The following is a 26,464-nucleotide window of genomic DNA, read 5'->3' on the forward strand; positions in this document are numbered from 1 at the left end:
CTCCCCTCCCCGCCGCCGCGCCGCTAGCGGCCCCGCGCCGCCTGCAGCAGCGCCTCGCGCACCACGTCGGGCCGCTCCATGGGCAGGAAATGGGTCGTGCCCGGCACGGTCTCGATCGTCACCCGGCCGGTGGCGGCCAGCTCGTCCTCGGCGCCTTCGATGCGGCAGGTGGAGCCCTCCGCCGCGCGCAGGATGCGGATCGGCGCGCGGCCCTGGCGGAACGCGTCCCACGGATCGTGGGCGTGCGAGGCGAAGTTGGACGCTTCCCATTCGGGCGAACAGGCCAGCTCCACCTGGCCGTCGCCACGGTCGCGGAAGCCGGCGGCCACGTAGTCGGCGAGCTGCGTGTCGGTCCAGGTCTTGAAGGCGCCGCGCCCCTTGTAGGCGGCCATCGCCGCGGCCCGGTCCTCGAACACCGCGCGGCGGCGCAGCGCGCCCTGCACCATCGGCGAGCGGGTGATCTCCTCGGTCGTCGGCGCGCGCACGATGTCGGGCGACATGACCACCGGGTCGAACAGCACCAGCTGGCTCACGCGCTCCGGCGCCTTGGCCTCGGCCAGCAGCGAGGTCGCCCCGCCCATGGAATGGCCGGACAGGACCACCGGCGGCCCGTCGAGATGCTCCAGCAGGGCGACCAGGTCGTCGCGGAAGTCGTGCCAGTTGGTGCGCCCCTCGACCACGGGCGGCAGGCTGCTGTCGCCGTGGCCGCGCATGTCGATGGCCAGCACGTGCAGGTCGGCGGCCAGCGGCGCCAGGATCGAGCGATAGGTGCGCGCGTTGAAGCCGTTGGCGTGGCAGAACACCACGTCGACGGGCCGCTCGGCGTCGCCGAACTCCAGCGCGGCCATCTCCCCGCCCCGGGCGCTCAGCGCAAAGCGCCGCTGGCGCGGCTCATAGGCGACGATGGCGTCCATTTTGATGCTCCCTCCGACCCTCGTTCATATAAACATCGATCACCTTCTGGCCAGCCCGCACGGCGCCGCAGGCCGCCGGCCCAGGAGTTGAAAAATCGAGGAGACGCCCATGAACCTTCACGCCCCAGTCGCCGCCGACACGGCCGATTGGTCCTGCTTCGACGTGGTGATCGAGGACCAGGTCGCCCACATCCGGCTGAAGCGGCCGGACGCCTTCAACAGCATGATCCGCGCCTTCTGGAACGAGCTGCCGGCGATCGTGCGCGACATCGACGACAACGCGCGGGCGCGTTGCATCGTCATCTCCTCGACCGGCAAGCACTTCTGCGCCGGCATGGACCTGGCCGTCTTCCAGGGCGGCGGCTCCACCGCCAGCGCCCCGCCGGCCGACCGCCACATCGCCGCCGAGGCCCAGCGCCACCACATCCGCTACCTGCAGGACGCGTTCTCCTGCCTGGACGAGGCGCGCATCCCGGTGCTGGCGGCGATCCAGGGCGGCTGCATCGGCGGGGCGGTGGACATGACCTCGGCCTGCGACATCCGCTACGCCACGGCCGACGCCTTCTTCTGCATCCAGGAGATCAACATCGGCATGACCGCCGACGTCGGCACCTTCCCGCGCCTGTGCAAGCTGATCCCGGAAGGCTGGGTGCGCGAGATGGCCTACACCGGCCGGCGCATGCCCGCCCAGAAGGCCAAGGAGATCGGCTGGGTCAACGAGGTCTACGAGACCCAGGAGGCGATGCTGGACGCGGTGATGGCCACCGCCCGCGAGATCGCCTCCAAGGCGCCGCTGGCCGTCGCCGGCTCGAAGGTGATGATCAACTACGCGCGCGACCACACCATCAGGGACGGGCTGGACTACATCGGCGTGTGGCAGACCGGCATGTTCTCCGGCCCGCACATGGCCGAGGCGTTCAAGGCCAAGGCCGAGAAGCGCGACGCCGATTTCCCGGACCTGGCGCCCGTGCGCTGGGAGATGTGAGGCTCAGGCGCGGGGCAGCTCGGCCGAGCGCAGATCGGCCCCGCCCAGCTTGGCGCCGGCGAGGTCGGCCTCCAGAAGCCGGGCGCGGCGCAGGCTGGCCCCGCGCAGGTCGGCCTGGCGCAGGTTCGCCCCGGTCAGGTCGGCGCGCACGTAGCGGCCCTCGGCGATCATCAGCGGGCCGAGCTGGGCCCGGCCGAGGTTCGCCCGCTGCAGTTGGGCCCCGCCCAGCCGCGCGCCGCGCAGGTCGGCGCTTTGCAGGTTGCAGCAGCGCAGGTCCGCCCCCGTCAGGTCCGCGCCCTGAAGCTGCGCGCCTTCCAGGTCCAAGCCGAAGAAGATCGCCCGAGGGGCCGAAAGCCCGGTCAGCCGGCGTTCGCGCAGCCGGCGCATGGGCCGGAAGTCCACTTCCTCCAGGCGCGCCACCGCGCCTCGCTGGCCGTGGCTGTCGCAGAAGGCTTCGTGAGCGGCCAGCACCTCGGAAAGCGGCTGGTCGTCGATGTAGATCACCGGCGGCGGCGCGCGCAGCACTTCGCTGAGATCGGCATGGTCGATATTGGCGGCCGACAGGTCGACGCCGGCGATGACGGTCTTGCGCAGGGACGCGCCGGACAGGTCCGCGCCGAACACCGAGGCGCCGGTCATGTCGGCTCCGTTGAGCACGGCCCGCGCCATCCGCGCCCCGCTCAGGGTCGCGCCGGAGAGGTTGGCGTCGGTGAGGTCGGCGACGGTGGCCATGCCCGCGCCCAGGGCCGCCCCGGACAGGTTGGCGCCGTCCATCACCGCGTAGCCCAGCTCGCCGTCGCGCTTCTCGTGGTGGAGGATGCGGAAGCCGTCGACCCGATCCTGCATGGCGATCAGCCCCTCGCGCAGGTCGGCCTCGACCATCTGCGCGCCGGCCAGGTTGGCGCCGCGCAGGCACACGCCCTTCATGTCGGCGCGGGTCAGGTTCGCGCGCCTGAGGTCGGCGTCGCGCAGGTCGGCGCCGAACAGCACCGCGTTGGACAGGTCCGCGCCCTCGAGGATCGTGCCGATCAGCCGCGCGCCGGTCAGCTCGGCGTCGCGCAGGTCGACGCCTTCGAGCGAGAAGTTGGAGAGATCCGCATGGGCCAGGGCCGCGCGGGCGCCGCCGCTGCGGCCGGCCAGGAAGCGTTGGTGGCGATCGACGATCCGGCGCACAGCCGCAGCATCGAACTGACGCACGAGGTCTGATGCTGAGGACATGGAGCTCGCGGACGGCTTCTCAGGAATCCGCGCAGCATCGCCAGCCGCCCTTAAGGAACCCTTGCGAGAATCCCTCTCCGCGCGGCGTTTCGATCAGTTGCTGATCGCTTCCTCGCGCGCCGTGGCGGCCTGGATCAGGGCCGCGATCCGGTCAGTGGAATCGGCGGCCTGGCTCAGCATCGACAGCGGCCCGGAGCCCGGACGCACGGCCGTGACCACCTGGTTGGCGGCCGACTGGGCCACCGCGATGGCCACGTTCTGGGCGGTGTTGAGGCTGGAGGCTGCGGCCAGCTTGGCGCTGGCGTCCTGGTAGATGAAGCCGTAGGTCGGGTAGGTGCTGGAGCCCAGGTCGCGCACCGGGTCGTACCAGACCTTGACCGTGCTCCAGTCGCCGGCGGGCGAGACGTCGATCACGGTGACGTCTTTTTCGATCTGGCCGCGCGAGCCGCCGATACGGGACCAGTTGGCGTGGGTGATCTGGATCACGCGGTCGGTCAGCACCTGGGTGACCACGGCCACGTGGCCCAGCTTCATCTTGGCGGTCGGCTTGAAGCACAGCACCGCGCCGGCCTTGGGCTGGACGCCCGTGTCGTACTTGCCGGCGGCCTGCTTCCACCAGGTCCAGGCGTCGCCAAAGATCTGGATGCCGCTCACCAGACGGGCGAACGGCACGCATTGCCAATAGGTATCGGCCGAAGCGCCGCTGACCGGCGCGAGGCTCATAACGACCGCAACGGCCAGGGAACCGAGCACGGTTCTCGCCCGCATAAGCATGGTTATGGGTACTCCCCCGACGCGAACTGTCGTTAGGGGTAACAATCCTGTGTGTGAATGAAAAGAGGGTTTAAGCCCCTGCGACGCAGGGTCGCCGAACCCGCCATGAGTCAGCCCACAGCTTCATGCGCATCCGGGCGGGATGTTCGATGAGATGATATGACAGCGCCGCCAGTGGAATCACGCCAATCAGCATGATGAACCACAGCGCCGGCGGCAGGATTTCGCCATTCAGCTTGAGAATCCTGGTCGCGCCGTTCACGAATACGATCTTCCACGGCACGCAGATCATGTAGATCGAATAGCTGATCTCGCCGAGATAGACGAACGCCGGATTGGCGAAGACGCCAGAACCGCTCTGCGCCAGACGCGCCAGGAAAAAGATCAATGCGCCGAGCGCCAGGACGATCATCGTGTCCGGTCCGCCGAGCGCGGCGACGCCCAAGGCGCCGGCGCCGAAAAATAGGGCGCCCAGGCCGGAGACCAGCTTGCTCACGGCCGGGCGGGCGCGCCACAGCGAGTGCAGGGCGCAGCCGTAGGCGAAGCAGGGGACGATGCGCAGCGCGCCCCAGCTGATCGTGGCCTTGGTCAGGGGGAAGCCGGCCACCAGCGGGAAGACGGCGTAGAGCCCGGCGAGCAGCGCCGCCGCACCGGCCACCGCCACGACGGGCCGGTCCTTGAGCTTCAACGCGGTCCAGGCGAACAGCGGGAAGGTGAGATAGGCGAACCACTCCGCCGAGATCGACCAGGACGGATGGTTCCAGCCGGCCACGGGCGCGAAGCCCCAGGCGTGCACCATCAGCAGGTTCGCCGGCAGCGAGGCCCAGGACAGGATGTTGGGATCCACCGCCAGGCCGGCCAGGGTCGCCGCGCCGGCCATCAGGCCCATGCCGAGGAGCGTGGCCAGATGCAGCGGATAGACCCGCGCCAGGCGCGCCCACAGGAAGGAAAAGTAGCGGAAGCGGCCGGTCTCCACGCTGGTGCGGTAGACGTGGCTGAGGATGAAGCCGGACAGGACGAAGAACAGCTCCACGCCCAGATAGCCCTTGTCGACGATCGCCGGCGTGGCCGCGGTCAGGTTGGGCCAGTAGTGGAAGAACACCACCCAGAAGGCTGCGAAGAACCGCAGGGAGGTCAACTGGCGGATATTCTGGCCGTCGGTCATCAAGCTCGCGTCCCGTTCCGGCGCCGCGAAGGGGCGCCTTAGCCAGGCGAGTGCAAGTCGCGCGCCGGGCGAGCCCATCATCGCCGGCAAGCCTCACCAGCCGGTTGACGACCGAAACCCCTGGGCGGAGCCGCCGAATGCACTAGATAGGCTTCAGGCAATGGAGCGCATCGACGATGGAGAACGTGTTCGGCTGGACGTCGGACCCCGCCGCCTGGGCGGCCCTGGTGACCCTGATCGTGATGGAGGTCGTGCTGGGGATCGACAACCTGGTCTTCATCTCGATCCTGTCCAACAAGCTGCCCGAGGCCCAGCGCAGCCGGGCCCGGCGCGTGGGCATCTCGCTGGCGCTGGTGCTGCGGCTCGGCCTGCTGTCGACGCTGGCCTTCATCGTCAGCCTGACCCAGCCGGTCCTCTCCATCCCCTGGACGCCGCCGGTGGGCGCGGACGGCCACGCGTCCGTGGACCTGAATTTCTCCTGGCGCGACCTGATCCTGATCGCCGGCGGGCTCTTCCTGCTCTGGAAGGCCACCACCGAGATCCACGAGAAGGTCGACGTGCGCTCGGCGCACAGCGTGATGGACGTCAAGGGCCCGGTGACGGCCGGCTTCGCCGCCGCGATCGTGCAGATCCTGCTGCTCGACCTGGTGTTCTCGGTGGACTCGATCCTCACGGCCGTGGGCATGACCGATCACCTGCCGATCATGATCACCGCGGTGATCGTGGCGGTGAGCCTGATGATGCTGGCCGCCGATCCCCTGGCCAAGTTCATCCACGACAATCCCACCGTGGTGATGCTGGCCCTGGGCTTCCTCTTGATGATCGGCGCGGTGCTGATCGCCGACGGTTTCGGCATGCACGTGCCCAAGGGCTACATCTACACCGCCATGGCCTTCTCCGCCGGGGTGGAGGCGCTGAACATGGCCTCGCGCCGCGCCGCGCGCGCGGCCGGGACGGGAGAGGCCCCGTCCGAAACCGAGGCCGGCGAACCCTAGGCGGCTAGGCCTGTTCGACGGAGCCCTCGGGCGCGGGCGCCTCGCGCGGGGTGATGATCTTGCCGAGCTTGGGCTTCAGCCATTGCTCGAAGTCGTCGACGAACTCATAGACCACCGGCACCAGCACCAGCGACAGCATGGTCGAGGTGATCAGCCCGCCGATCACCGCCACGGCCATCGGCTGGCGGAACTCCGCGCCCTTCTCCAGGGCGAAGGCGGTGGGCAGCATGCCGGCGGCCATGGCCACCGTGGTCATCACGATCGGACGGGCCCGCTCGCGGCAGGCCTCCAGCAGCGCCTGGCGCTGCGGCACGCCCTCGCGCTCGCGCTCGATGGCGTACTCCACCAAGAGGATCGAGTTCTTCGCCGCCAGGCCCAGCAGCATCAGGAAGCCGATCAGCGAGGGGATCGACAGCGACAGGTTGAGCAGCAAGAGGCCCAGGAACGCCCCGCCCACCGCCAGCGGCAGGGCCGACAGGATCACCAGCGGCTTGAAGAAGCTGCGGAACAAGAGCACCAGCACGCCGAAGATCATCGACACCCCGGCGAAGATCGCCATGCCGAACGAGCCGAACAGCTCCTGCATGGCCTCCAGCTCGCCGGTCTCGGCGCGGGTCACGCCGGCGGGCAGGTGCTTCATGATCGGCAGGTTCTGGATCGCCTTGTTGGCGCTGCCCAGCTCCGAGCCGTTGAGCTCGGCCACCATCTGCTGCTGGCGCTTGCGGTTCAGCCGGTCGATCCGGGCCGGGCCCGCCTGGAAGGTCACGTCGGCCACCGCGCCCAGGGTCGTGACCGCGCCCGACGAGGTGAGCAGCCGCAGCGACTTGATCCGCTCCAGGTCCGAGCGCGCGTCCACCGGCAGGCGGATGCGGATGGGCACGCGGCGCTCGCCGTCGGTGAGCTTGGCGACGTTGGCGTCGATGTCGCCCACCGTGGCCACCCGGGCGACCTGGGAGATGGCGTCCACCGACACGCCCAGGCGCGCAGCCTCCGCGGCCCGGGGCCGGATGATCACCTCCGGCCCGATCGGCGCGGCGGACGGATGCGGGTCGGCGATCACGTCCAGGGTGCGCATCTGGGTCTCCAGCTCGCTGGAGGCCGCCTGCAGCGCCGCCGGGTCGTTGCTGGTCAGGGTGGCCTGGATGCCGGTCTGGCCCTGGAAGTCCAGGAAGGTGAGCCGCGCGTCGGGCACCTGGCGCAGGGCCTCGCGCGTCATGTTCTTCAGCTCGTCGCCGGTGATCGAGCGCCGCTCGTTGAGCAGCACGGTGATCGTGCCCGCGTTGAGCGCGCTGGACGCGCCGCCGCCGAAGCCGGGGCCGCCGCCCGAGGCGGTGGAGCCCACCTGGGCGAAGACGCCGCGCACGCCGGGCTTGCCCTCGAACACCATGGTGGCGCGCCGCACCACCTCCTCCATGGAGTCCGCCGTCGCGCCGGGCGGGCCCTGGATGCTGACATAGACGTAGTCGGGGTCGCCCGCCGGCTGGAAGCCGGTGGGCAGCAGCGGCACGATCAGCAGGGAGGCGACGAACACCACCCCGCCGATCACCGAGGCGACGATCCGGTGGTCAAGCGCCCATTCCAGGGCCTTGCGGTAGAACCCCTTGAACTCGGCGCGCGGCTTGGGGTGCGAGCTGGGCTTGAGCAGATAGGCCGCCATCAGCGGCGTGAGCAGCCGCGCCACCAGCAGCGAGAACAGCACCGCCACCGACACCGACAGGCCGAACTCGCGGAAGAACTGGCCGGCCATGCCCTTCATGAACGAGACCGGCGTGAACACCACGACGATGGCGAAGGTGGTGGCCACCACCGCCAGGCCGATGGCGTCGGCGCCGACGATCGCCGCCTGGTAGGGCCGCATGCCCATGGCCACGCGTTTTTCGATGTTCTCGATCTCGACGATGGCGTCGTCCACCAGGATGCCGATCACCAGGGTCAGGGCCAGCAGCGTCACCACGTTCAGCGAGAAGCCGAACAGGTGCATGACGAAGAAGGTGGGGATCAGCGACACCGGCATGGCGAAGGCCGTGATCAGCGTGGCCCGCCAGTCGCGCAGGAAGAAGAACACCACCAGGGCCGCCAGCAGCATGCCCTCCACCAGCACGTGCTCGGTCGCGCGGAAGCTGGCGCGCGTCTCGTCCACCGACGAGAAGATGCGCGTGAAGCTTACGCCCTTGTACTGGGTCTGCATCTTGGCGAGCGCCGCCACGACCGCGTCGTCGACGTCGACGTCGCTGGCCTCGCGCGTCTTCATCACCTGGAAGCCGACCACCGGCTGGTTGTCGAGCCGGGCGAAGCCGCGCACCTCGCTGGAGCCGTCGCCCACCTCGGCCACGTCGGTCAGCTTCACATAGCGCCCGCCGCCCGTGGGGATGGTCAGCTCGCGCAGGGCCTTCAGGGTGTTCACCGCCCCCAGCACCCGCAGGGTCTGTTCGCGCCCGCCCACCGACACGCGCCCGCCGGGCGCGTCGACGTCGAAGCCGCGCAGGGCGTTGTTCAGCGCAGGCGCGGTCAGGCCGCGGGCGGCCATGCGGTCCGGATCGATGATGACGTTGATCTCGCGGGTGACCCCGCCCACCCGGCTGATCTGGGCCACGCCCTTCAGCGACTGCAGCTCGCGCGCGATTGTGTCGTCGATGAACCACGACAGCTCCACGTCGCTCATGTCCGGCGCGGCGACCGCGTAGGTCAGGATCGGCTGGGAATCGAGCTCGACCCGCGTGACGATCGGCGTGTCGATCTCGCTGGGCAGGATCGCGCGGGTCTGGTCGACCTTGGAGCGGACGTCGTCGGTCTTCTTCTGCAGGTCCGAGCCCAGCTCGAACTCCACGTTGGTGGTCGACGCGCCCTGGGTGACCACCGAATAGATGTTCTTGACGTTGGAGATGCCGGCCAGCGCGTCCTCGATGGGACGGGTCACCTGGGTCTCCAGCTCGGCGGCGGCGGCCCCGCTCTGGGTCACGGTGACGGACACCGCCGGGAACTGCACGTTCGGGAACTGCTTGATCGGCAGGCCGGTGTAGGCGAACAGCCCGGCCAGGATCAGGGCGACGAACAGCACCGCCACCGGCACCGGGTTGCGGATCGCCCAGGCCGAGATGCGCAGGCCGCCGGTGGGCTCTTCCTCGCCGGAATGCGGTTCGTGGCTCATTTCGCGCTCGCCTTGGCCGGCGCGGCGGGCTCGTCCTGCGGCCGCACCAGGTCGCCGTCCAGCAGGAAGGAGCCGGCGCTCTTCACCACGCGCGAACCGGCGGCCGGGCCCTTGGTCAGCACCACCATGCCGCCGCCGCGGGCGCCGGTCTCGACATGCACGCGCCGCACCCGGTTGTCGGCGCCGACAACCATCACGCTGGCGCCGTCGGCGTCATAGCGCACGGCGGTCTCCGGGACGGTCAGGCCCTGGGCGGACACGTCGTCGAACACCGCCCGGCCAAAGCCCCCGGCGCGGATGTCGGAGCGGACCGGCAGGGTCAGGCGCACGGTGCCGAGCTTGGTCTGGGCGTCCACCTGCGGGGAGACCAGCCGCACGCGGCCCTGAGCGGTCGCGCCGGACGGCAGGGTCACCGTGGCGGTCTCGCCCACGCGCACGCGGGAAAGGTCCTCCTCGGTCATCTCCGCCTCCAGCTCGATCTGGCCGTCCTCGGCGATGCGGAACCAGGGGGTCGTTGCGCCCACGGCGGACATGTCGCCCGGACGCACGCTGCGGCTCAGCACCAGGCCGGTGACCGGCGCGGTGACCTTCAGCTTCATCTGGCGGGTCTCGGCGTCCTTCAGCGCCGCGGCCTGGGCCTCGGCGGTGGCGCGGGCGGCCTTGGCCTGGAAGCGGCGGGCCTCGAGCTGTTCCTCGGAGAGCACGCCCTGGCCGTCGAGGCCGTCCACCCGGGCGGCCTGGGACTCGGCCTGCCTGGCCTGCACGTCGGCCTGGGCCGCGGCGGCGCGCTGCTGCTCCACCTGGGCGGCGAGCAGGGCGCCGTCCAGCACGGCCAGCGGCTGGCCGGCCTTCACCCAGGCGCCGGCGTCCACCAGCACCTTGTCCACCCGATAGCCGCTGACCTCGGGCAGCACGGCGGCCTCCTCGCGCGGGATCAGCGAGCCGGACGCGGCCAGGGCGCCGGCGATCGGCTTGGCCTGGATGCGCACCACGCTGACGGCGCGGGCGCGCTGGGCCTCTGTCTCCTTGGCCTTGGGCTTGTCGCAGGCGCTGAGCGAGACGGCGGCCAGCATGAGCGCGAGGGCGATGGCGGTCTTGGATCTCGTCACGTCTCAGGGCGCCTTCTGTGCGGTCTTGATGGGCTCGGCGGACCAGCCGCCGCCCAGGGCCTTGTAGGTCTGGACCGCCCGGCGCAGGCCCTGCACCTGGGCGGCGGTCAATTGCGATCGGGCCGAGCGCCAGCTCTGCTCGGCGCTCAGCGTGGTCTGCAGGTCGGTCAGCCCGTCCTTGTAGGCGCGGCTGGAGGCGTCGAAGGCGCGATGGGCCCTGGCCTCTCCGTCGGTGAGCAGGGTCACCCGCTTGCGGTCGGCGGCCAGTTGCACCAGGGCGCTGTCGGCCTCGCCATAGGCGGTCTGCACCGCCTTCTCATAGGCGATCACCGCCTGCTCGGTGCGGGCGTTCTGCGCCTTCAGCTCCAGCAGCAGCTTGGGGATGTCCAGCACCGGCACGGTGGCGGTCGCGCCGATCGACCAGTCGCCGGTGGCGTATTCGTAGGCCGGCTGCACCGAACGGGACAGGCCGAGCCCCGGCGTCAGCTTGAAGGTCGGGAAGAAGGCTAGCCGGTCGTAGGCGCGCCGCCCGACGGCCGAGCGGATGCGCGCGTCGGCCTCGCGCACGTCGGGCCGCCGCTCCAGCAGCTCGCCCGGCACGGTGGTGGGGACCTGCGGGATCGTCCCCACGCTGGCGGGCGTGGGCATGTCGGCGAGCGGATCGGCGCCGCGGCCCACCAGCACCAGCAGCGAGCGCTGGGCGGCCTTGAGCTGGGCCTGGAGGCTCTCGGCCTGGCTTTCGGCCTGGGCCAGCTCGCCGGCGGCCCGGTCGGCGTCCGCGCCCGGCCCCAGCCCGCGGTCGGCCTTGGCCTGAGCCACGCTGTAGAGCTCGCGCTCGATGCGCACCGTCTCGTTGGCGTCGTCGAGCTGGATCGCCAGGCCCCGCGCCTGGAAGTAGGAATCGGCGATGCTGGCGGCCAGGCTGGTCCGCGCGCCCTCGTAACTGAAGCGCGCCGCGGCGGTGTCGCCCTTGTAGCCCTCGCGGGTGGCGAAGAAGCGGCCGAACAGGTCCATCTCCCAGCTCACCTGGAAGTTGGAGGCGTAGGCGTCGGACGTGCCGCTCAGCGTGTAGCCCGGGATGTTGAGGGTCGGCCCCTCGATCTGGCGCGTGTGGGTGCGCTTGGCCGAGCCGGTGGCGTTGCCCTGCGGCAGGAAGGTGGTCAGCGCCTCGCGGCCGGTGGCGCGGGCCTCGGTCAGGCGGGCGGCGGCGGCCCGCGCGTCGGGCGCCTCCACCAGGGCCTTGTCGATCAGCGAAACGAGCTGAGGATCGTCGAACGTGGTCCACCAGCGGTCGAGCCGCTCGGCGGGCAGGTCCCCGCCCTTGGCCTCATAGGCGGGCGGCAGGCGCACGTCGGGCTTGGGCCCGCCCATGCAGGCGCTGAGCATGAGGCTGGCCAGGACGGCTGCGGATCTTGCGGGGCGCATCGTCTCTTATTTTCTATCCGAGCCGCGAATCGTCCGTGAATCATAGCCAAGGGCGCCCCCAGAGACGGCCCCCCGCCGGCTTTGAACATAGGTGGAGGTCTCTCAGATTACACTCCCGCCAAAAACGCCAGCGGAACGCGACGTCCCGTAAGGGTTCACCGCAGGGTGTGGCCCAACGGCGACAGAACGCTGTGTTGTGACAGGCAGGAATTCGCGGCGGATGGCCCTCCTGGCGGAGATTTTCTGCGCGTGGTCGTCGCCATCGTCGGAAAATGCTCTAGGGTCGCCGCAAATTTTCGACTTTCGAGAGTTGCGATGAAATCCTTCTTCCTGGCCGCCGCCTCCGCCGCGGCCGTTCTGTCCATCTCGGGCGCGGCGCTCGCCGGCGAGATCGACCCGGTCAAGATCGGCCAACACGTTCAGGTGCTGGCCTCGGACGACTTCCAGGGCCGCGGCCCGGCCACCGAGGGCGAACTGAAGTCGGTCGCCTACATCGAGGCCCAGTATAAGGCGCTGGGGCTGCAGCCCGGCGGCGACCTGCAGAAGGACGGCACCCGCGCCTGGACCCAGGACGTTCCCCTCGCCAAGTTCGAGATCAAGGGACCGGTCGCCGTCAGCGTGAAGGCCGGCAAGGACACGCTGAACTGGACCCAGGGCGATGAAGTGGCCCTGCGCGCGCCCTCCACCGGCGCCGACCACGTCTCCATCAAGGACGCCCCCATCGTCTTCGCCGGCTACGGCGTCGAGGCGCCGGAGCGCAAATGGGACGACTTCAAGGGCATGGACCTGAAGGGCAAGGTGGTGATGGTTCTGGTCAACGACCCGGACTACTACGCCGGAAAGGGCGACTTCGGCGGCAAGGCCATGACCTACTACGGCCGCTGGACCTACAAGTACGAGGAAGCCGCCCGCAAGGGCGCGCTGGGGCTCCTGGTGATCCACGAGACCGCGCCGGCCTCCTACGGCTGGGCGACGGTGAAGAACTCCAACACCAACTCGATCTTCGACATCATCCGCGACGATCCGAGCAAGGTGCACCCGCTGCTCGAAGGCTGGATCCAGCACGACGCGGCCGCCGACATCCTCAAGCGCGCCGGCCTCGACTACGAGGCCCTGAAGAAGCAGGCCCAGACCCGCGCCTTCAAGCCGGTGGTGCTGAAGGGCGTGACCTTCTCCACCGACTACGCCGTCGACGTGGAGAAGATCGTCTCCAAGAACGTGGTCGGCGAGATCGTCGGGGCCAAGCGGCCGGACGAGCGGGTGATCTATTCGGCCCACTGGGACCACCTGGGCGTGGGCCTGCCCGACGCCAAGGGCGACACCATCTACAATGGCGCGGTCGACAACGCCGACGGCGTGGCCACCATGATGGAGATCGCCCGGGCCTTCACCACCGAGGATAAGAAGCCCGACCGCACGGTGATGTTCCTGGCCGTGACCGCCGAGGAAAAGGGCCTGTTGGGCTCGGAATACTACGCGGCCAATCCGCTCTATCCGCTGGCGACCACCGTGGCCGACATCAACATGGACGCGCTCAGCGCCTCCGGCCCGGCCAAGGATTTCTCCACCTCGGGGAACGCCCAGCTCACCCTGCAGGACGACCTGATCGCGGTGGGCAAGGAGCACGGGCGCTACTACAGCCCCGACCCGCGCCCCGAGGCCGGCAGCTTCTTCCGCTCCGACCACTTCTCCTTCGCCAAGCGCGGCGTGCCGGCGATCTCGTTCGATTCGGGCGAGGACCTGGTGAACGGCGGGCGCGAGGCCGGCGAAGCCAAGAGCAAGGAATACGTCACCAACCGCTACCACCAGCCGGCCGACCAGTTCGACGACACCTGGAACCTTGAAGGCATGGCCCAGGATGGCGATCTGATGTTCGAGCTGGGCGACAAGCTCGCCAACTCGGACGAATGGCCGGTCTGGAAGGACGGCTCGGAGTTCAAGGCCGAGCGCGACAAGACCGCCGACCAGCGCAACTAGGCGAACGCGGGGGGATCTCCATGGCCGGGACGATACGCGCCGGGATCGGGGGCTGGACCTTCGAGCCCTGGCGCGGGGTCTTCTATCCGAAGGGATTGAGGCAGGCGGACGAGCTCGCCTACGCCGCCGAGCGCCTCACGGCCATCGAGGTCAACGGCACCTACTATTCCAGCCAGAAGCCGGAGAGCTTCGCCAAGTGGGCGGCCTCCGCTCCCGACGGCTTCGTCTTCTCGCTGAAGGCGTCGCGCTTCTGCACCAACCGCCGGGTGCTGGCCGAGGCCGGTCCCTCCATCGAGAAGTTCCTCTCCCAGGGGCTGACCGAGCTGGGCGACAAGCTGGGGCCGATCCTGTGGCAGTTCATGGCCACCAAGAAGTTCGACCCGGACGACTTCGCCGCCTTCCTGAAGCTCCTGCCCGCCGGCCACGACGGCCTTTCCCTGCGCCACGTGGTGGAGGTGCGCCATCAAAGCTTCGTCGATCCGGCGTTCGTGGCCCTGTGCCGCGAGCACGGCGTGGCGATCTGCCTGGCCCACCACGCCGAGTTCCCGCAGATCGCCGACGTGACCTCCAGCTTCGTCTACGCCCGGCTGATGTGCGGCGCCGACGAGGTGGAGACCTGCTACCCGCCCGCCGAGATCGACGGCTGGGCCGAGCGCCTGAAGACCTTCGCCGCGGGCGGCGCGCCGGCCGACCTGGCCTACGCCGCGCCGGACGCCCCCGCGCCCGAGGCCGACCGCGACGTCTTCGCCTTCTTCATCTCCTCGGGGAAGGTTCGCGCGCCGGCCGGGGCGATGGCGCTGATTAGCTCAGCCAGCCGCTAATTCTGAGAAATAGCAGCGCAAATATCAAAAAGGCGGTCGGAATGGAGCAAAGCCAAGCGATGCGGTACCTTGTGGATCGGCCGTCGATCAAGTGAATTTTCTTGGTCCACAAAGGATCTCCCAACTCACTTAATTTCGATATGTCTTCTTTGATTATCCAATGTATCCAAGATACGCTCAATAAAAGAATTATCGAAAAGGCCGCCAGGGCGGCGGCTGCGATCGCGACGCCCTCCACAATGCTGATCGGCAGCAGCTTCGGTCTGACGGGAGCCCCCACCGCTCCGTAGCTGAAGGCGATAATCGCGAAATATATGCCGTTCGTTCTCAACAAGGCGCTCGCCTTGGAGTCGACGACATTCATGTGGGAATATATGAAATCCACATACTTCCGATTAACATCCCAAGATTCAATATATCTTTTGATCTCGTTCTCAGGATGGCAAATCGACGCCCCGAAAATCGGATGACCAGACGATTTCAGCCCCTTCCAAAGCATAGCTAGACCCCTATATCGCCGTTCCACAACTTCTCATTCGCGCCTTTCCACTCACGAAAGAACTTTATCATCTTTTCGTCATTGACGATCACGACCTCGACGCCGCTCGCGCGCAGAAACTCCTCATTCCCACCGAAATTCACGGCGTCCGCGATAACGACGCGCGCTATCCTGAACTGCGCAATCGCGCCAGAGCACATTTTGCATGGGCTAAGCGTCGTGTACATTGTTGTTTCTGAAAAGGGCTTAAAAAGCCCGGCATTCGCCAGACAATCCATCTCGCCATGAAGTATGACAGTTTTCTTTTGTTGCCGCCGATTTCGCCCCTTGGACACAAGTGCTCCGCGCCAAGAAAGCGCCGCCCCAACGGCCACTCCGCCTTCTGCAGCGCCTTCGAGCGCCTCTGTGATGGCGAGATTCAGGAACTTGGCGTCATAAGATTGCATTTCGGCTTCCTCCCTGGCGCGGACGGTGGCCTACACTAGACTGGCGCTTGCGGATTGTGACGCTGGAATTCCGCGTCGCCCGTTTGATCTGTGCTTCAAGCTCATCCGACGCGACAAACCGGCCGCGCCCTCGGCGCCGATCCGGGCAGCCATTCGCCACGCGGCTCGCTTCGCCCCCGTCGAAAGAGCAAGTCCCCAGCCGGCCCCTTGACCTCCCCGGCGTCAGGGCGGCGCAGTTCCTCCAAACAATAAGCGGAGGAACCCATGGCCGAGCTTTCCATGGACGACCTGATGTTCAAGCCCGGCCTGATGACGGGCGAACGCATCCTGATCACCGGCGGCGGCACCGGGCTGGGCAAGGTGATGGCCGAGGCCTGCCTGATGCTGGGCGCGACGGTCTATATCTGCGGCCGGCGCGGCGGGGTGCTGGAAGAGGCCGCCAAGGACCTGATGGACGCCCATGGCGGCAAGGTGGTCCCGATCCCCTGCGACATACGCGTGCCCGAGGCCATCGCCGAGATGATGGACACGATCTGGGCCGACGGCGGGGCGCTGACCGGCCTAGTCAACAACGCCGCCGGCAACTTCATCAGCCGCACCGAGGACCTCTCGCCGCGCGGGTTCGACGCCATCGCCAACATCGTCTTCCGCGGCTCGTTCTTCGTCACGCTCGAAGCCGGCAAGCGCTGGATCGCCGAGGGCAAGCCCGCCTCGGTGGTCTCCATCCTGACGACGTGGATCTGGAACGGCGGGCCCTTCACCGTGCCCTCGGCCATGTCGAAGGCGGCCATCGCCACCATGAGCCAGTCGCTGGCGGTGGAGTGGGGCGGCCATGGCGTCCGCTTCAACAACATCCTGCCCGGCCCCTTCCCGACCGAAGGCATGAGCGCCCGGCTCAATCCGAGCCAGAGCCAGGAGACCGGCGGCGGCTACCGCGACATGAGCGGCAATCCGATGGGCCGGGTGGGCGAGATGCGCGAGCTCGCCAACCTGGCCGTCTATCTGCTGCACCCGCTGTCGGCCTATGTGAACGGCCAGTCGATCGCCATCGACGGCGCCTCCTGGCAGGCGGGCGGCGGCGGTTTCGCGCGGCTGCGCTCGTGGACCGACGATCAGTGGAAGGCCGCGCGCGAGGCGATCCAGGCGACCAACGCCAAGGACCGGGCCAAGCGGACGGTATAGTTAACCAGGTCTTAAGATCGGCCGGCGAGGCTCTCCGACATCATGCGCCGCGCCGTCCTGATCCTCGGACTCAGCTTCGCCCTGGTCGCCCCCGCGGGCGCCCAGGAGACGCCGAACAAGGCCCCGCGCAAGCTGCAGGTGGTTCCCGCCGAGCCGCGCAAGGCCGCCCCGCCGCCGGCCGACGAGACGCCGCCCGTCGTCCTCCTGGCGCCCCCCGCGCCCCAGGCGCCGGCCCTCGACGCCGGCCAGTGCCGGCTGACCTGCGCCCAGAGCTATTACTTCTGCCTGTCGTCGGACACGCCGGACGATTGCCCGGGCGCCTGGAGCCAGTGCAGGGCCGCCTGCGACGCGCCCTCCGCCGCCCCGGGCATGTAGCGGCCGTGTCACAAGTCTTGGCTCAGCCTCGCCGCCGCCTCTAGAATGACGCGCGTCAGTTTCAAGAGCAGGGGTTTCATGTCGCAGGTCGCTTACCTTTCGGCCGGAAAGCGCGAACAGACCAAGGTGCAGAACCGTCAGGCGATCCTCGACGCCGCGCGCGCCGTGTTCGCCGAGATGGGCTATGACAACGTCACCGTGCGCGACATCATCCGCCGCACGGGCCTGGCCGCCGGGACCTTCTACAACTACTTCAAATCGAAAGAGGAAGTGTTCGCCGCCCTGGCCGACGACGGCGCGCGGCGCTTCGCGCCGGTGCTGAAGGAGCTGCGCGGTCAGGGCAAGGGTTTCGAGGCGTTCGTGCGCGACGCGATCCACGCCTACTTCCATTTCCTGGAGAAGGAGCACGCCACCTGGGCCGCCCAGCGGCTGGTGAGCGAGCCGCATCCGCATGTCTACGGCCCGACGCCGGAGATGGGGGCCGTGTTCGCCGAGGTGCGCGCCGCCATCCTGGAGGAGACCGCCCGCGGCGGGCCGGTCGCCGACCCGGACTTCCTGGCCGGCGCCTGCATCGCCGTGGCCCGCGAGGTGGGCGACCGGATGCTCGAGCGGCGGCCGGTGGACGTCGAGGCGGCCGCAGACTTCGCCGTTTCCATGATCGTGTCGGGCCTCCGGGGCCTGCCCAAGGCGGGGGGTTAGGGGCGCCGCATGGCCAACGCCGGCGTTCAGCGCCTCATCCTCAAAGTCCTGCTCTCCCTGCCCGCGCCGATCCTGCGGCTGATGTCCGGCGGCGGCGTGGTCTATCAGGGCGGGCGCACGCTCGACCCGCGCCTGCAGTTCCTGGCCGCCGCCGGCCGCCGCGCCCCCGGCATGCAGACCCTGTCGCCGCAGGAAGCCCGGGCGGCCAGCGCCCAGGCCCTGGCGATGATGGCCGGCAAGCCCGAACCGGGCGTCGGCGTCCAGTCGCTCGACATCGAGGGGCCGGAGGGGACGATCCCGGCCCGCGCCTATCGCCCGCAGCGCCAGGACCCCGAGGCGCCGCTGATGGTCTACGCCCACTTCGGCGGCGGCGTGATCGGCGACCTGGACACCTGCGACGTGTTCTGCCGCATCCTGGCGCGCATCGCCCGCTGCCCCGTGCTGTCGGTGGACTACCGGCTGGCGCCCGAGCACCGCTTTCCCGCGGGGCTGGAGGACGTGCTGGCCGCCTATCGCTGGGCGCGCGAGCACGCCGAGGAGTTCGGCGCGCCGCCGGGCGCGGTGGCCATCGGCGGTGATTCCATGGGCGGCAACTTCGCCGCCATCGTGGCCCAGGAGATGAAGCGCAAGGGCGAGCCGCAGCCGTGGCTGCAGCTCCTGATCTATCCGGCGGTGGACGTCGCCAGCGAAACGGCCTCCATGACCACCTACGCCGACGCCTATCCCCTATCGAGGACGATGATGGACTGGTTCATGGGCCACTACATGGCCCCCGACGCCGATCCGGCCGACCCGCGCCTGTCGCCGGTCCACGAGAGGGACCTGAGCGGCCTGGCGCCGGCGATCGTCGTCACCGCCGGCTTCGATCCCCTCGTGGACCAGGGCGAGGCCTACGCCATCGCCCTGCGCGCGGCGGGCGTGCCGGTGGTCTACCGCTGCTACGACAAGCTGGCCCACGGCTTCACCGCCATGACCGGCGCGATTCCCTGCGCCGACGTGGCCTGCCGCGAGGTCGCCGGCCTGGTGCGCGAGGGGATCGAGGGGCGCATCCACTGATGCGCGCGCTCCTGGTCGAGGCGCTCGCGCCCAACTACGCCGGCTGCGCCGTGCGCGAGATCGACACCCCCGAGCCCGGCCCGGGCGAGGTGCGGGTGAAGGTGCGCGCCGCCGCCGTCAACTTCCCCGACCTGCTGCAGACCCGCGGCGAATATCAGCACAAGCCTTCGCTGCCGTTCATCCCCGGCCTGGAGATGGCCGGCGAGGTGGACGCGCTCGGCGAGGGCGTGACCGGCTGGACGCCGGGCCAGGCGGTGACCGGCCCGGCCCGCGTGGGCGGCTTCTCCGAATACGCCCTCAGCCCAGCCTCGGCGCTGCACGCCAAGCCCGCGGCGTTGAGCTTTTCCCAGGCCGCCGGCTTCGGCGCGGCCTACATCACCGCCTATGTCGCCCTGGTGCGGCGCGCCGCCGTCCAGCCGGGCGAGTGGGTGCTGGTGCACGGGGCCGCCGGCGGCGTCGGCCTGGCCGCCGTGGACATGGCCAAGGCCCTGGGCGCGCGGGTGATCGCCGCCTCGGCCTCCGACGCCAAGCTGGCCGTGGTGGAGGCCGAGTACGCCCCCGACGCGCTGGTCAACGTCACCGGCGGCTTCCGCGACAAGGTCAAGGAGATCACCGGCGGGCGCGGCGCCGACGTGATCTACGATCCGGTGGGCGGCGACGTGTTCGACGAGAGCGTCCGCTGCATCGCCTTCGACGGCCGCCTCCTGGTGGTGGGCTTCGCCTCGGGGCGCATTCCCACCGTCAACGCCAACATGCCGCTGATCAAGGGCTTCTCGGTGATGGGCGTGCGCGCCGGCGAGTACGGCCGCCAGTTCCCCGAGCGCGGCCGCGAGAACCAGGACGCCATCTGGAAGATGGCGGCCGAGGGCATGGTCCATCCCCGCGTGGACAAGGAATTCCCGCTGGAGCGCTGGCGCGAGGCTTTCGAAACGCTCGCCCAGCGCCAGGTGGTGGGCAAGACCATCATCCGACCCGACCTCTAGGAGCCGCTCCATGACCATCGGCAACGAAGACGAGCTCGACAAGCTGAAGACCGCCGGCCGCCTGGTGGCGCGCACCCTGGAGGCGATGGGCAAGGCCCTGGAGCCCGGGATCACCACCGCCGAGCTCGACGCCCTGGGCCGCCGGATGCTGGAGCGCGAAGGCGCGCGCTCGGCCCCCGAGATCACCTACGGCTTTCCCGGCGCCACCTGCATCTCGATTGGGCCGGACGTCGCCCACGGCATCCCCGGCGATCGGAAGGTCCAGGCCGGCGACCTGGTGAACATCGACGTCTCCGCCGAGGTGGACGGCTATTTCGCCGACACCGGCGCGAGCTTCGCCGTGCCGCCGGTGAAGCCGCGCATCGAGCGGCTGTGCCGCGACGGCCGCCGCGCCCTGTGGACCGGCATCCGCGCCGTCAAGACCGGCGGGCCGCTGAACGCCATCGGCCGCGACATCGAGGCCTTCGCCGACCGCAACGGCTACACCCTGATCCGCAACCTCGCGAGCCACGGGGTGGGCGCGGCGCTGCACGAGGAGCCGACCGAGCTGGCCACCTGGCGCGAGCCCGGCGACAAGCGGCGCATCCACGAGGGTCTGGTCTTCACCATCGAGCCGTTCCTGTCCCTCGGCGACGACTGGGTCGAGGAGACCGGCGACGGCTGGACCCTGCGTCCCCTGGGCGGCCAGCCGGCCGTGCAATACGAGCACACCCTGGTGGCGACGCCTCGCGGACCGGTCGTGCTGACGCTGGCCAGTTGACAGGGCCGGCCCCATCCCCTAATCACCGCCGCTCGATTTTGACCCGGAGCTACACCTGTGAAGCGGACTTTTCAGCCGTCCCGACTCGTGCGCAAGCGCCGTCACGGCTGGCGTGCGCGCATGGCCACCAAGAACGGCCAGAAGGTGCTCGCCCGTCGTCGCGCCAAGGGCCGCAAGCGCCTGAGCGCCTAAGTTCTCGAAAGAGGACTATGGTGTCCGCGTGACGGACGCCCCGCCAGCCATCCAACGCCTCAAGTCGCGCCCCGACTTTCTGGCCTGCGCGCGCGCGCCGTCGTGTGCGCGCGGCGCCGTCGTGATCCAGGCCAGGCCGCGCGGCGACGGCGAACCCTTGATCCGCGTGGGTTTCACGGCCACCCGCAAGATCGGCGGAGCGGTCGTGCGCAACCGCGCCAAGCGCCGCCTGCGCGAGGCCGCGCGGCTGTTGCTGCCGCAATTGGCGCGGCCCGGAACCGACTATGTCTTCATCGCCAGAAACGGCACGCCCACCCGCGCCTGGGCGCGTTTGCTTGACGATGTGAAAAGCGCGCTGATAAGCCTCGCCGCCGACAGCGAGAACCGGGCCCCTGGGCCTGCGGCCCCATCCTCCCCCCCGCTTGAGCGCACGCCTTCATGAATGAGCAAAACCGCAACACGATCATCTTCGTGGTCAGCGCCGTCCTCATCCTGCTCCTCTATCAGGTGTTCGTGCTGGATCCGGCGGCCAAGCGGCGGCAGGCCGAAGCGGCGCTGAAGCATCCGCCGGCCGCGGCCGCCGCGGCGGCGGGAGGTCCGAGCTCAGCGGCCGCCCCGCAGCTCGCCCCCGCCGACAAGGTGGTCACGCGTGAGGAAGCCGCCGCGGCCAGCCCGCGGGTTCCCATCGCCACCCCCGCCCTCAGCGGCTCGGTGGCCCTGCGCGGCGCGCGCATCGACGACCTCTATCTGAAGGGCTACCGCGAGGGCCTGAACAAGGACTCCCCGCCGGTGGAGCTGCTGCGCCCCGAAGGCGCCGAGCACGCCTGGTTCGCCGAGTTCGGCTGGGCCGGCGCCAATCTGAAGGGCCTGCCCAGCGGCGACAGCCTCTGGCAGGTGGTCGACGGCTCGACCCTGGCGCCCGGCAAGCCGCTGACCCTGCGCTACGACAACGGCCAGGGCCTGGTCTTCACGCGCAAGATCGAGGTGGACGACAAGTTCATGTTCACCGTCACCGACACCGTGGCGAACCTGTCGGGCGCGCCGGTGACGCTCGCCGCCTACGGCTCGGTGCAGCGCCAGGGCCTGCCCGAGGTCCAGGCCCACAGCGCCATCGTCCACGAGGGCGCCGTCGGCGTGCTGGACGGCAAGCTGCGGCTGGTGAAGTACAAGAAGTGGGCTAAGGACGGCGGCGGTCCCGAGATCGCCTCTGACGGCGGCTGGGTGGGCGTCACCGACAAGTACTGGCTGGCTGCGCTGATCCCGGGCCAATCGGAGAAGATCAAGGGCGACTTCCGCGTCACCAAGACCGGCGGGCCCGACATCTTCGAGGCCAACTTCGTCGGCCCGGCGCACCACCTGGAGCCGGGCAAGCAGGCCACCGAGACCACCCACTTCTTCGCCGGCGCCAAGACCGTGCCGGTGCTGACCGCCTACGAGACCTCGATCGGCGCGCGGCGCTTCAGCGACGCCATCGACTGGGGCAACTTCTGGTTCTTCACCAAGCTGATCTTCCGGGTCCTGGAGTTCTTCTACCGCCACGTGGGCAACTTCGGCGTGGCCATCCTGCTGCTCACCGTCTCGGTGAAGGCGCTCTTCTTCCCGCTCGCCAACAAGAGCTACGAGTCGCTCTCGAAGATGAAGAAGATCCAGCCGCAGATGGAAGAGCTGCGCAAGAAGTACAAGGACGACGCGGCCAAGCAGCAGCAGGAGCTGATGGGCCTCTACCAGCGTGAGAAGATCAATCCGATGATGGGCTGCCTGCCCATGCTGATCCAGATCCCGGTCTTCTATTCGCTCTACAAGGTGCTGACCGTCACCATCGAGATGCGCCACGCCCCGTTCTTCGGCTGGATCCAGGACCTTTCGGCGCGCGATCCGACCACCATCGTCAACCTGTTCGGCCTGCTGCCGTTCGACCCGGCGACGGTGCCGATGATCGGCAGCTTCCTGAACGGGCCGCTGCACCTGGGCGCCTGGGTGATCCTCTACGGCCTCACCATGTTCCTCTCCACGGCGATGAACCCGCCAGCGGGGGACCCGACCCAGCAGCGCATCTTCCAGCTCATGCCGGTGATGTTCACCTTCATCATGGCGCCCTTCGCCGCGGGCCTTCTGATCTACTGGACCTGGAACAACGTCCTGACGATCGCCCAGCAGTACGTGATCATGCGCCGCTTCAAGGTGGACAACCCGATCGACGGGCTGATCGCGCGCTTCAGCGGTCGCGGCAAGGCGGTCGGGTGACCGACGAAGCGCTCTTCAGCCCCGAGGAGATCGAGGCCGGCCGCGTGCTCTTCGCCCGGCCGGCGGTCTTCCTGATGGGGGCCACGTCGATCGACGGACTGCCCGCACCCGACCTGCCGGAGGTGGCCTTCGCCGGCCGCTCCAACGTGGGCAAGTCCTCGCTGATCAACGCCCTGGTGAACCAGAACCACCTGGCGCGGGCCTCCAACGAGCCGGGGCGCACCCGCGAGGTCAATTTCTTCGTGCTGGACGAGAAGCTGCGCCTGGTGGACCTGCCCGGCTACGGCTTCGCCCGGGCCTCCAAGACCGAGACCAAGAAGTTCCAGAACCTGGGCCGCGACTACCTGCGCGGCCGGCCCAACCTGAAGCGCGCCTACCTGCTGATCGACGCGCGCCATGGGCTCAAGGACGTCGACGCCGAGGCCATGGACGCCTTCGACCGCGCCGCCGTGTCCTATCAGATCGTCCTGACCAAGGCCGACAAGCTCAAGGCCGCCGAGGTCGCCGCGGTGACCGCGCGCACCTTGCAGGCCATCGCCAAGCGCCCGGCCGCCTATCCGCGGGTGCAGGCCACCTCCTCGGAGAAAGGGACGGGCCTGCCCGAGCTGCGGGCCGAGATCTCCGCCGCCTGCGCCATCGGCTAGAGCGCATTGGGCGAAAGTGCGCGCGGTTTCGCCCGCTAAACGCGCTCTACGTTTCTGATTCTAGAGCACGATTCAGCGGTCGGCCGGTTCCGGCCGGCCCCATCGTGCTCTAGGCGCACCCTACGGCAAGCCGCTAGAACGGCGTCGAAATTCCAGACCACGCCCGCGCCAGGGAGGCCGCGCCATGCTCGACACCGCCAATCGCACGATCTTCGACGAAGAGCTCAACCTCTTCCGGGACCAGGTGCGCAAGTTCTACGACCGCGCCCTTGTCCCCAACCTGGATCGCTGGGAGGAGGAAGGCGTCGTCGACCGCGAGTTCTGGCGCGCCTGCGGCGAGGCGGGCCTGCTGTGCCCGCAGGTTCCGGCCGAATACGGCGGCCTGGGCCTCGACTACCGCTACAACACCGTGATCGGCGAGGAGCTGACCTACGCCGGCTCCAGCGCGGGCATCACCCTGCAGTCGGACATCGTCGTCGACTACATCATCAACTACGGCTCCGAGGAGCAGAAGAAGAAGTGGCTGCCGGGCATGGTCTCCGGCGAGGTGATCACCGCCATCGCCATGACCGAGCCGGGCGCGGGCTCCGACCTGCAGGGCGTGCGCACCAGCGCCAAGCGCGACGGCAACCACTATGTCATCAACGGCAGCAAGACCTACATCACCAACGGCCAGAACGCCGACCTGATCGTGGTGGTCGCCAAGACCGATCCGGACAAGGGCGCCAAGGGCACCTCGCTGATCCTGGTGGAGGCCGATCGCGCCGGCTTCAAGCGCGGCCGCAACCTGGACAAGATCGGCCAGAACTCGGCCGATACCTCCGAGCTGTTCTTCGAGGACGTGCGGGTGCCGATCACCAACTGCCTGGGCGAGGAGAACCGGGGCTTCGCCTACCTGATGAACCAGCTTCCGCAGGAGCGCCTGCAGATCGCCTCGGCGGCCCAGGCCGGCGCCCAGCGGGCCTTCGACGAGGCGGTGAAGTTCACCAAGGAGCGCAAGGCGTTCAAGCAGACCGTCTTCGACTTCCAGAACACCCGCTTCACCCTGGCCGCCCTGAAGGCCAAGCTGCAGGCCGGCTGGGCGCACCTGGACTGGTGCATCGAACGCCACCTGAGGAAGGAGCTGACCGCGGCCGAGGCCTCGGCGGCCAAGCTCTTCCACACCGAGCTGCAGTGGGAGGCCTGCGACACCTCCCTGCAACTGCACGGCGGCGCCGGCTACATGAACGAGTACCCGATCGCCCGCATGTGGCGCGACGCCCGCGTCCAGCGCATCTACGGCGGCACCTCCGAGATCATGAAGGAAGTCGTCGCCCGCTCGATCTGAGGCGGGCCGAGGCTGCGCGCAGGGATGCTCCCCTTCTGGGGGAGCTGGCGCGCAGCGCCTGAGGGGGACTGAAGACTCAAAGTCCCCCTCCGTCGGCTTCGCCGACACCTCCCCCAGAAGGGGAGGATTTCGAGGCCGCCGATCCCTACGGGGCCTTCACCGTCTCGCCGCCCTTCATCACGAACACCGGGTGCTCCAGCACCGTCACGTCGGCCAGGGGATCGCCGGTCACGCCCACCAGGTCGCCGAAGGCGCCGACCTTGACCTGGCCCACGTCGTTGGGCTGGCCCAGGGCCTCGGCGGCGGTGACCGTGGCCGACTGGATCGCCTGCAGCGGCGTCGCCCCATAGCGCACCATCACGGCGAACTGCTTGGCGTTGTCGCCGTGCGGATAGACCCCGGCGTCGGTGGAGTAGATCATCTTCACCCCGGCCTTCAGCGCCTTCCTGAAGTTCTGCCGCTGGATCTCGCCGATGTCGCGGTCCTTCTTCAGGTTCTCCTCCAAGACGCCGTTCTTGGCGCCCTCGGCCTGGGTGTAGTCGGTGTTGTAGATGTCCATGCCGAAGTAGGCGCCCTTCTGCACGGCCAGCTTGATCCCCTCGTCGTCGACCAAGCTGGCGTGCTCGATGGTGTCGACGCCGGCCAGGATCGCGTCGCGGATGCCCGAGGCGCCGTGGGCGTGGGCGGCCACCTTCAGGCCGGTCATGTGCGCCTCGTCGACGATCGCCTTCATCTCCTCCAGCGTCAGTTGCTGCGCGCCGGGCGTGTCGCCGTGGGAGAACACCCCGCCGGTGGCGCAGATCTTGATCACCTGGGCGCCGTACTTGTGGAGCTGGCGCACCATCTGGCGGCCCGCATCGGGGCTGTCGATCACCGCCGGGCTCTTCTGGTCCATCGACGGCGGGAAGAAGGTGGAATCGCAGTGGCCGCCCGTGGCGCCGATGGCGTAGGTGGCCGTGACGATCCGCGGCCCCTCGATGAAGCCGGCGTCGATCGCCTGGCGCAGGCCCACGTCGTCGTAGAACTCCGAGCCGACGTTGCGCACCGTGGTGAAGCCGGCCTCCAGGGTGTCCTTGGCGTGCTTCGTGCCGATGACCGCCCAGAAGGAATCGGTGAACAGCAGCGAGTTGTAGCCGCCGAACAGGGGCGAGCTCGTCAGGTGCACGTGCATGTCGATCAGGCCGGGCAGCAGGGTCACGCCCGGCAGGTCCACCGTCTTGGCGTCCGCCGGGACCTGGACGGCGCCGGTCTTGCCCACGGCGCTGATGCGGCCGTCGACGATCACCACCGTCGGATCGTCGGTCACCTTGCCGCTGGCCACGTCCACCAGGTGCGCGGCGTGCACCGCCACCGTCTGCGCCTGCACCGCTCCGGCGCCCGCCCAGACCGCCAGCGCCGCCACAACCCCCGCAATACGCATCTCGCCCCTCGCTCGTCGCAGAAAGGCCGGACGCTAGGCCACGGCGCCGCTTCGGTCGAGCCGTGATGCGCCCGCGTGGGTGACAGGGCCGCCTGCGTCGGCTATC

Annotated in this window: 25 protein-coding genes; 15 read left to right on the forward strand and 10 right to left on the reverse strand. The window is 69.2% G+C overall.

Going from position 1 to position 26,464, the window contains the following annotated elements; translation table 11 throughout:
- Positions 1-23 precede the first annotated feature (23 nt).
- Positions 24-914, reverse strand: a complete 891-nt coding sequence (locus ACE3TA_RS10815; RefSeq protein ID WP_374573437.1) for an alpha/beta fold hydrolase — start codon at positions 912-914, stop codon at positions 24-26.
- A 109-nt stretch (positions 915-1,023) separates the two neighbouring features.
- Here ACE3TA_RS10815 and ACE3TA_RS10820 point away from each other — a divergent pair, with 109 nt between their 5' ends.
- On the forward strand, positions 1,024-1,899 hold the full coding sequence (locus ACE3TA_RS10820; protein ID WP_374573439.1) for a crotonase/enoyl-CoA hydratase family protein: 876 nt from the start codon (positions 1,024-1,026) through the stop codon (positions 1,897-1,899).
- Positions 1,900-1,902: 3 nt separating this feature from the next.
- Here the strand turns inward: ACE3TA_RS10820 and ACE3TA_RS10825 are convergent, their stop codons facing one another.
- The 3 genes from ACE3TA_RS10825 to ACE3TA_RS10835 all read right to left on the reverse strand — a co-directional run bounded on the left by ACE3TA_RS10825 (position 1,903) and on the right by ACE3TA_RS10835 (position 5,056).
- Entirely contained in the window at positions 1,903-3,117 is a 1,215-nt protein-coding gene (locus ACE3TA_RS10825; RefSeq protein ID WP_374573442.1) for a pentapeptide repeat-containing protein, read from the reverse strand.
- A 93-nt stretch (positions 3,118-3,210) separates the two neighbouring features.
- Positions 3,211-3,891: a CHAP domain-containing protein gene (locus ACE3TA_RS10830; RefSeq protein WP_374573444.1), complete on the reverse strand. Its 681-nt coding sequence runs from the start codon at positions 3,889-3,891 to the stop codon at positions 3,211-3,213.
- A 70-nt stretch (positions 3,892-3,961) separates the two neighbouring features.
- On the reverse strand, positions 3,962-5,056 hold the full coding sequence (locus ACE3TA_RS10835; RefSeq protein ID WP_374573446.1) for an acyltransferase family protein: 1,095 nt from the start codon (positions 5,054-5,056) through the stop codon (positions 3,962-3,964).
- Positions 5,057-5,232: 176 nt separating this feature from the next.
- Here ACE3TA_RS10835 and ACE3TA_RS10840 point away from each other — a divergent pair, with 176 nt between their 5' ends.
- Complete coding sequence (locus ACE3TA_RS10840; RefSeq protein ID WP_374573448.1) at positions 5,233-6,051, forward strand: TerC family protein; 819 nt, start codon at positions 5,233-5,235, stop codon at positions 6,049-6,051.
- Between the two features lie 4 nt (positions 6,052-6,055).
- On the opposite strand, the gene ACE3TA_RS10845 is transcribed toward ACE3TA_RS10840, so the two are convergent.
- The 3 genes from ACE3TA_RS10845 to ACE3TA_RS10855 are packed head-to-tail and all read right to left on the reverse strand — an operon-like array spanning position 6,056 to position 11,733.
- On the reverse strand, positions 6,056-9,199 hold the full coding sequence (locus tag ACE3TA_RS10845) for an efflux RND transporter permease subunit (RefSeq protein WP_374573450.1): 3,144 nt from the start codon (positions 9,197-9,199) through the stop codon (positions 6,056-6,058).
- Positions 9,196-10,308 carry an efflux RND transporter periplasmic adaptor subunit gene (locus ACE3TA_RS10850; protein WP_374573452.1) on the reverse strand — a complete coding sequence of 371 codons (1,113 nt, stop codon included), beginning with the start codon at positions 10,306-10,308 and terminating at the stop codon, positions 9,196-9,198. Before ACE3TA_RS10850 ends, ACE3TA_RS10845 begins: the two co-directional genes overlap by 4 nt.
- Before the next feature lie 3 nt (positions 10,309-10,311).
- Positions 10,312-11,733: an efflux transporter outer membrane subunit gene (locus ACE3TA_RS10855; RefSeq protein ID WP_374573454.1), complete on the reverse strand. Its 1,422-nt coding sequence runs from the start codon at positions 11,731-11,733 to the stop codon at positions 10,312-10,314.
- Between the two features lie 315 nt (positions 11,734-12,048).
- Between ACE3TA_RS10855 and ACE3TA_RS10860 the strand changes: the two genes are divergently transcribed.
- On the forward strand, positions 12,049-13,710 hold the full coding sequence (locus ACE3TA_RS10860; protein WP_374573456.1) for a M28 family metallopeptidase: 1,662 nt from the start codon (positions 12,049-12,051) through the stop codon (positions 13,708-13,710).
- Between the two features lie 20 nt (positions 13,711-13,730).
- A complete protein-coding gene (locus ACE3TA_RS10865; protein WP_374573458.1) occupies positions 13,731-14,531 on the forward strand; it encodes a DUF72 domain-containing protein in 801 nt (266 codons plus the stop codon).
- Here the strand turns inward: ACE3TA_RS10865 and ACE3TA_RS10870 are convergent.
- Positions 14,512-14,895, reverse strand: coding sequence for a hypothetical protein (locus ACE3TA_RS10870; protein ID WP_374573460.1), 384 nt, complete (start codon positions 14,893-14,895; stop codon positions 14,512-14,514). The genes ACE3TA_RS10865 and ACE3TA_RS10870 overlap by 20 nt on opposite strands.
- A gap of 137 nt (positions 14,896-15,032) precedes the next feature.
- Positions 15,033-15,476, reverse strand: coding sequence for a nucleoside deaminase (locus tag ACE3TA_RS10875; RefSeq protein ID WP_374573462.1), 444 nt, complete (start codon positions 15,474-15,476; stop codon positions 15,033-15,035).
- Between the two features lie 264 nt (positions 15,477-15,740).
- On the opposite strand from ACE3TA_RS10875, the gene ACE3TA_RS10880 reads away from it, so the two are divergent.
- The 11 genes from ACE3TA_RS10880 (at position 15,741) to ACE3TA_RS10930 (ending at position 24,938) form a co-directional block, all read left to right on the forward strand.
- Complete coding sequence (locus ACE3TA_RS10880; RefSeq protein WP_374573464.1) at positions 15,741-16,658, forward strand: SDR family oxidoreductase; 918 nt, start codon at positions 15,741-15,743, stop codon at positions 16,656-16,658.
- 42 nt (positions 16,659-16,700) lie between these two features.
- Positions 16,701-17,033, forward strand: a complete 333-nt coding sequence (locus ACE3TA_RS10885; RefSeq protein WP_374573466.1) for a hypothetical protein — start codon at positions 16,701-16,703, stop codon at positions 17,031-17,033.
- Between the two features lie 78 nt (positions 17,034-17,111).
- The gene (locus tag ACE3TA_RS10890) at positions 17,112-17,732 is read left to right on the forward strand and encodes a TetR/AcrR family transcriptional regulator (RefSeq protein ID WP_374573468.1); all 621 of its coding nucleotides are present in this window, start codon (positions 17,112-17,114) and stop codon (positions 17,730-17,732) included.
- A gap of 9 nt (positions 17,733-17,741) precedes the next feature.
- Complete coding sequence (locus tag ACE3TA_RS10895) at positions 17,742-18,788, forward strand: alpha/beta hydrolase (RefSeq protein WP_374573470.1); 1,047 nt, start codon at positions 17,742-17,744, stop codon at positions 18,786-18,788.
- Positions 18,788-19,771, forward strand: coding sequence for an NADPH:quinone oxidoreductase family protein (locus tag ACE3TA_RS10900; RefSeq protein ID WP_374573472.1), 984 nt, complete (start codon positions 18,788-18,790; stop codon positions 19,769-19,771). The genes ACE3TA_RS10895 and ACE3TA_RS10900 overlap by 1 nt, the downstream gene beginning before the upstream one ends.
- A 10-nt stretch (positions 19,772-19,781) precedes the next feature.
- On the forward strand, positions 19,782-20,531 hold the full coding sequence (gene map / locus ACE3TA_RS10905) for a type I methionyl aminopeptidase (RefSeq protein ID WP_374573474.1): 750 nt from the start codon (positions 19,782-19,784) through the stop codon (positions 20,529-20,531).
- Between the two features lie 57 nt (positions 20,532-20,588).
- Entirely contained in the window at positions 20,589-20,723 is a 135-nt protein-coding gene (gene rpmH / locus ACE3TA_RS10910) for a 50S ribosomal protein L34 (protein ID WP_374573476.1), read from the forward strand.
- A 28-nt stretch (positions 20,724-20,751) separates the two neighbouring features.
- Positions 20,752-21,165: a ribonuclease P protein component gene (rnpA, locus tag ACE3TA_RS10915; RefSeq protein ID WP_374573478.1), complete on the forward strand. Its 414-nt coding sequence runs from the start codon at positions 20,752-20,754 to the stop codon at positions 21,163-21,165.
- The gene (gene yidC, locus ACE3TA_RS10920) at positions 21,162-22,967 is read left to right on the forward strand and encodes a membrane protein insertase YidC (RefSeq protein ID WP_374573480.1); all 1,806 of its coding nucleotides are present in this window, start codon (positions 21,162-21,164) and stop codon (positions 22,965-22,967) included. The genes rnpA and yidC overlap by 4 nt, the downstream gene beginning before the upstream one ends.
- Positions 22,964-23,611, forward strand: coding sequence for a ribosome biogenesis GTP-binding protein YihA/YsxC (yihA, locus tag ACE3TA_RS10925; protein WP_374573482.1), 648 nt, complete (start codon positions 22,964-22,966; stop codon positions 23,609-23,611). The genes yidC and yihA overlap by 4 nt, the downstream gene beginning before the upstream one ends.
- A gap of 184 nt (positions 23,612-23,795) precedes the next feature.
- Positions 23,796-24,938, forward strand: coding sequence for an acyl-CoA dehydrogenase family protein (locus ACE3TA_RS10930; protein WP_374573484.1), 1,143 nt, complete (start codon positions 23,796-23,798; stop codon positions 24,936-24,938).
- A 145-nt stretch (positions 24,939-25,083) separates the two neighbouring features.
- Here the strand turns inward: ACE3TA_RS10930 and ACE3TA_RS10935 are convergent, their stop codons facing one another.
- Complete coding sequence (locus ACE3TA_RS10935) at positions 25,084-26,358, reverse strand: amidohydrolase family protein (RefSeq protein WP_374573486.1); 1,275 nt, start codon at positions 26,356-26,358, stop codon at positions 25,084-25,086.
- Positions 26,359-26,464 lie beyond the last annotated feature (106 nt).

This window comes from Phenylobacterium sp., from assembly GCF_041916435.1.
Lineage (GTDB): Bacteria > Pseudomonadota > Alphaproteobacteria > Caulobacterales > Caulobacteraceae > Phenylobacterium.

Coding starts and splice junctions, on each gene's coding strand:
- map (WP_374573474.1), top strand. CDS start 19,782: ATGACCATCGGCAACGAAGACGAGCTCGACAAGCTGAAGACCGCCGGC.
- ACE3TA_RS10895 (WP_374573470.1), top strand. CDS start 17,742: ATGGCCAACGCCGGCGTTCAGCGCCTCATCCTCAAAGTCCTGCTCTCC.
- ACE3TA_RS10840 (WP_374573448.1), top strand. CDS start 5,233: ATGGAGAACGTGTTCGGCTGGACGTCGGACCCCGCCGCCTGGGCGGCC.
- ACE3TA_RS10845 (WP_374573450.1), bottom strand. CDS start 9,199: ATGAGCCACGAACCGCATTCCGGCGAGGAAGAGCCCACCGGCGGCCTG.
- ACE3TA_RS10815 (WP_374573437.1), bottom strand. CDS start 914: ATGGACGCCATCGTCGCCTATGAGCCGCGCCAGCGGCGCTTTGCGCTG.
- ACE3TA_RS10930 (WP_374573484.1), top strand. CDS start 23,796: ATGCTCGACACCGCCAATCGCACGATCTTCGACGAAGAGCTCAACCTC.
- ACE3TA_RS10830 (WP_374573444.1), bottom strand. CDS start 3,891: ATGCTTATGCGGGCGAGAACCGTGCTCGGTTCCCTGGCCGTTGCGGTC.
- ACE3TA_RS10935 (WP_374573486.1), bottom strand. CDS start 26,358: ATGCGTATTGCGGGGGTTGTGGCGGCGCTGGCGGTCTGGGCGGGCGCC.
- ACE3TA_RS10885 (WP_374573466.1), top strand. CDS start 16,701: ATGCGCCGCGCCGTCCTGATCCTCGGACTCAGCTTCGCCCTGGTCGCC.
- ACE3TA_RS10820 (WP_374573439.1), top strand. CDS start 1,024: ATGAACCTTCACGCCCCAGTCGCCGCCGACACGGCCGATTGGTCCTGC.
- ACE3TA_RS10860 (WP_374573456.1), top strand. CDS start 12,049: ATGAAATCCTTCTTCCTGGCCGCCGCCTCCGCCGCGGCCGTTCTGTCC.
- ACE3TA_RS10880 (WP_374573464.1), top strand. CDS start 15,741: ATGGCCGAGCTTTCCATGGACGACCTGATGTTCAAGCCCGGCCTGATG.
- ACE3TA_RS10865 (WP_374573458.1), top strand. CDS start 13,731: ATGGCCGGGACGATACGCGCCGGGATCGGGGGCTGGACCTTCGAGCCC.
- yidC (WP_374573480.1), top strand. CDS start 21,162: ATGAATGAGCAAAACCGCAACACGATCATCTTCGTGGTCAGCGCCGTC.
- ACE3TA_RS10870 (WP_374573460.1), bottom strand. CDS start 14,895: ATGAATGTCGTCGACTCCAAGGCGAGCGCCTTGTTGAGAACGAACGGC.
- ACE3TA_RS10875 (WP_374573462.1), bottom strand. CDS start 15,476: ATGCAATCTTATGACGCCAAGTTCCTGAATCTCGCCATCACAGAGGCG.
- ACE3TA_RS10890 (WP_374573468.1), top strand. CDS start 17,112: ATGTCGCAGGTCGCTTACCTTTCGGCCGGAAAGCGCGAACAGACCAAG.
- ACE3TA_RS10835 (WP_374573446.1), bottom strand. CDS start 5,056: ATGACCGACGGCCAGAATATCCGCCAGTTGACCTCCCTGCGGTTCTTC.
- ACE3TA_RS10900 (WP_374573472.1), top strand. CDS start 18,788: ATGCGCGCGCTCCTGGTCGAGGCGCTCGCGCCCAACTACGCCGGCTGC.
- ACE3TA_RS10825 (WP_374573442.1), bottom strand. CDS start 3,117: ATGTCCTCAGCATCAGACCTCGTGCGTCAGTTCGATGCTGCGGCTGTG.
- ACE3TA_RS10855 (WP_374573454.1), bottom strand. CDS start 11,733: ATGCGCCCCGCAAGATCCGCAGCCGTCCTGGCCAGCCTCATGCTCAGC.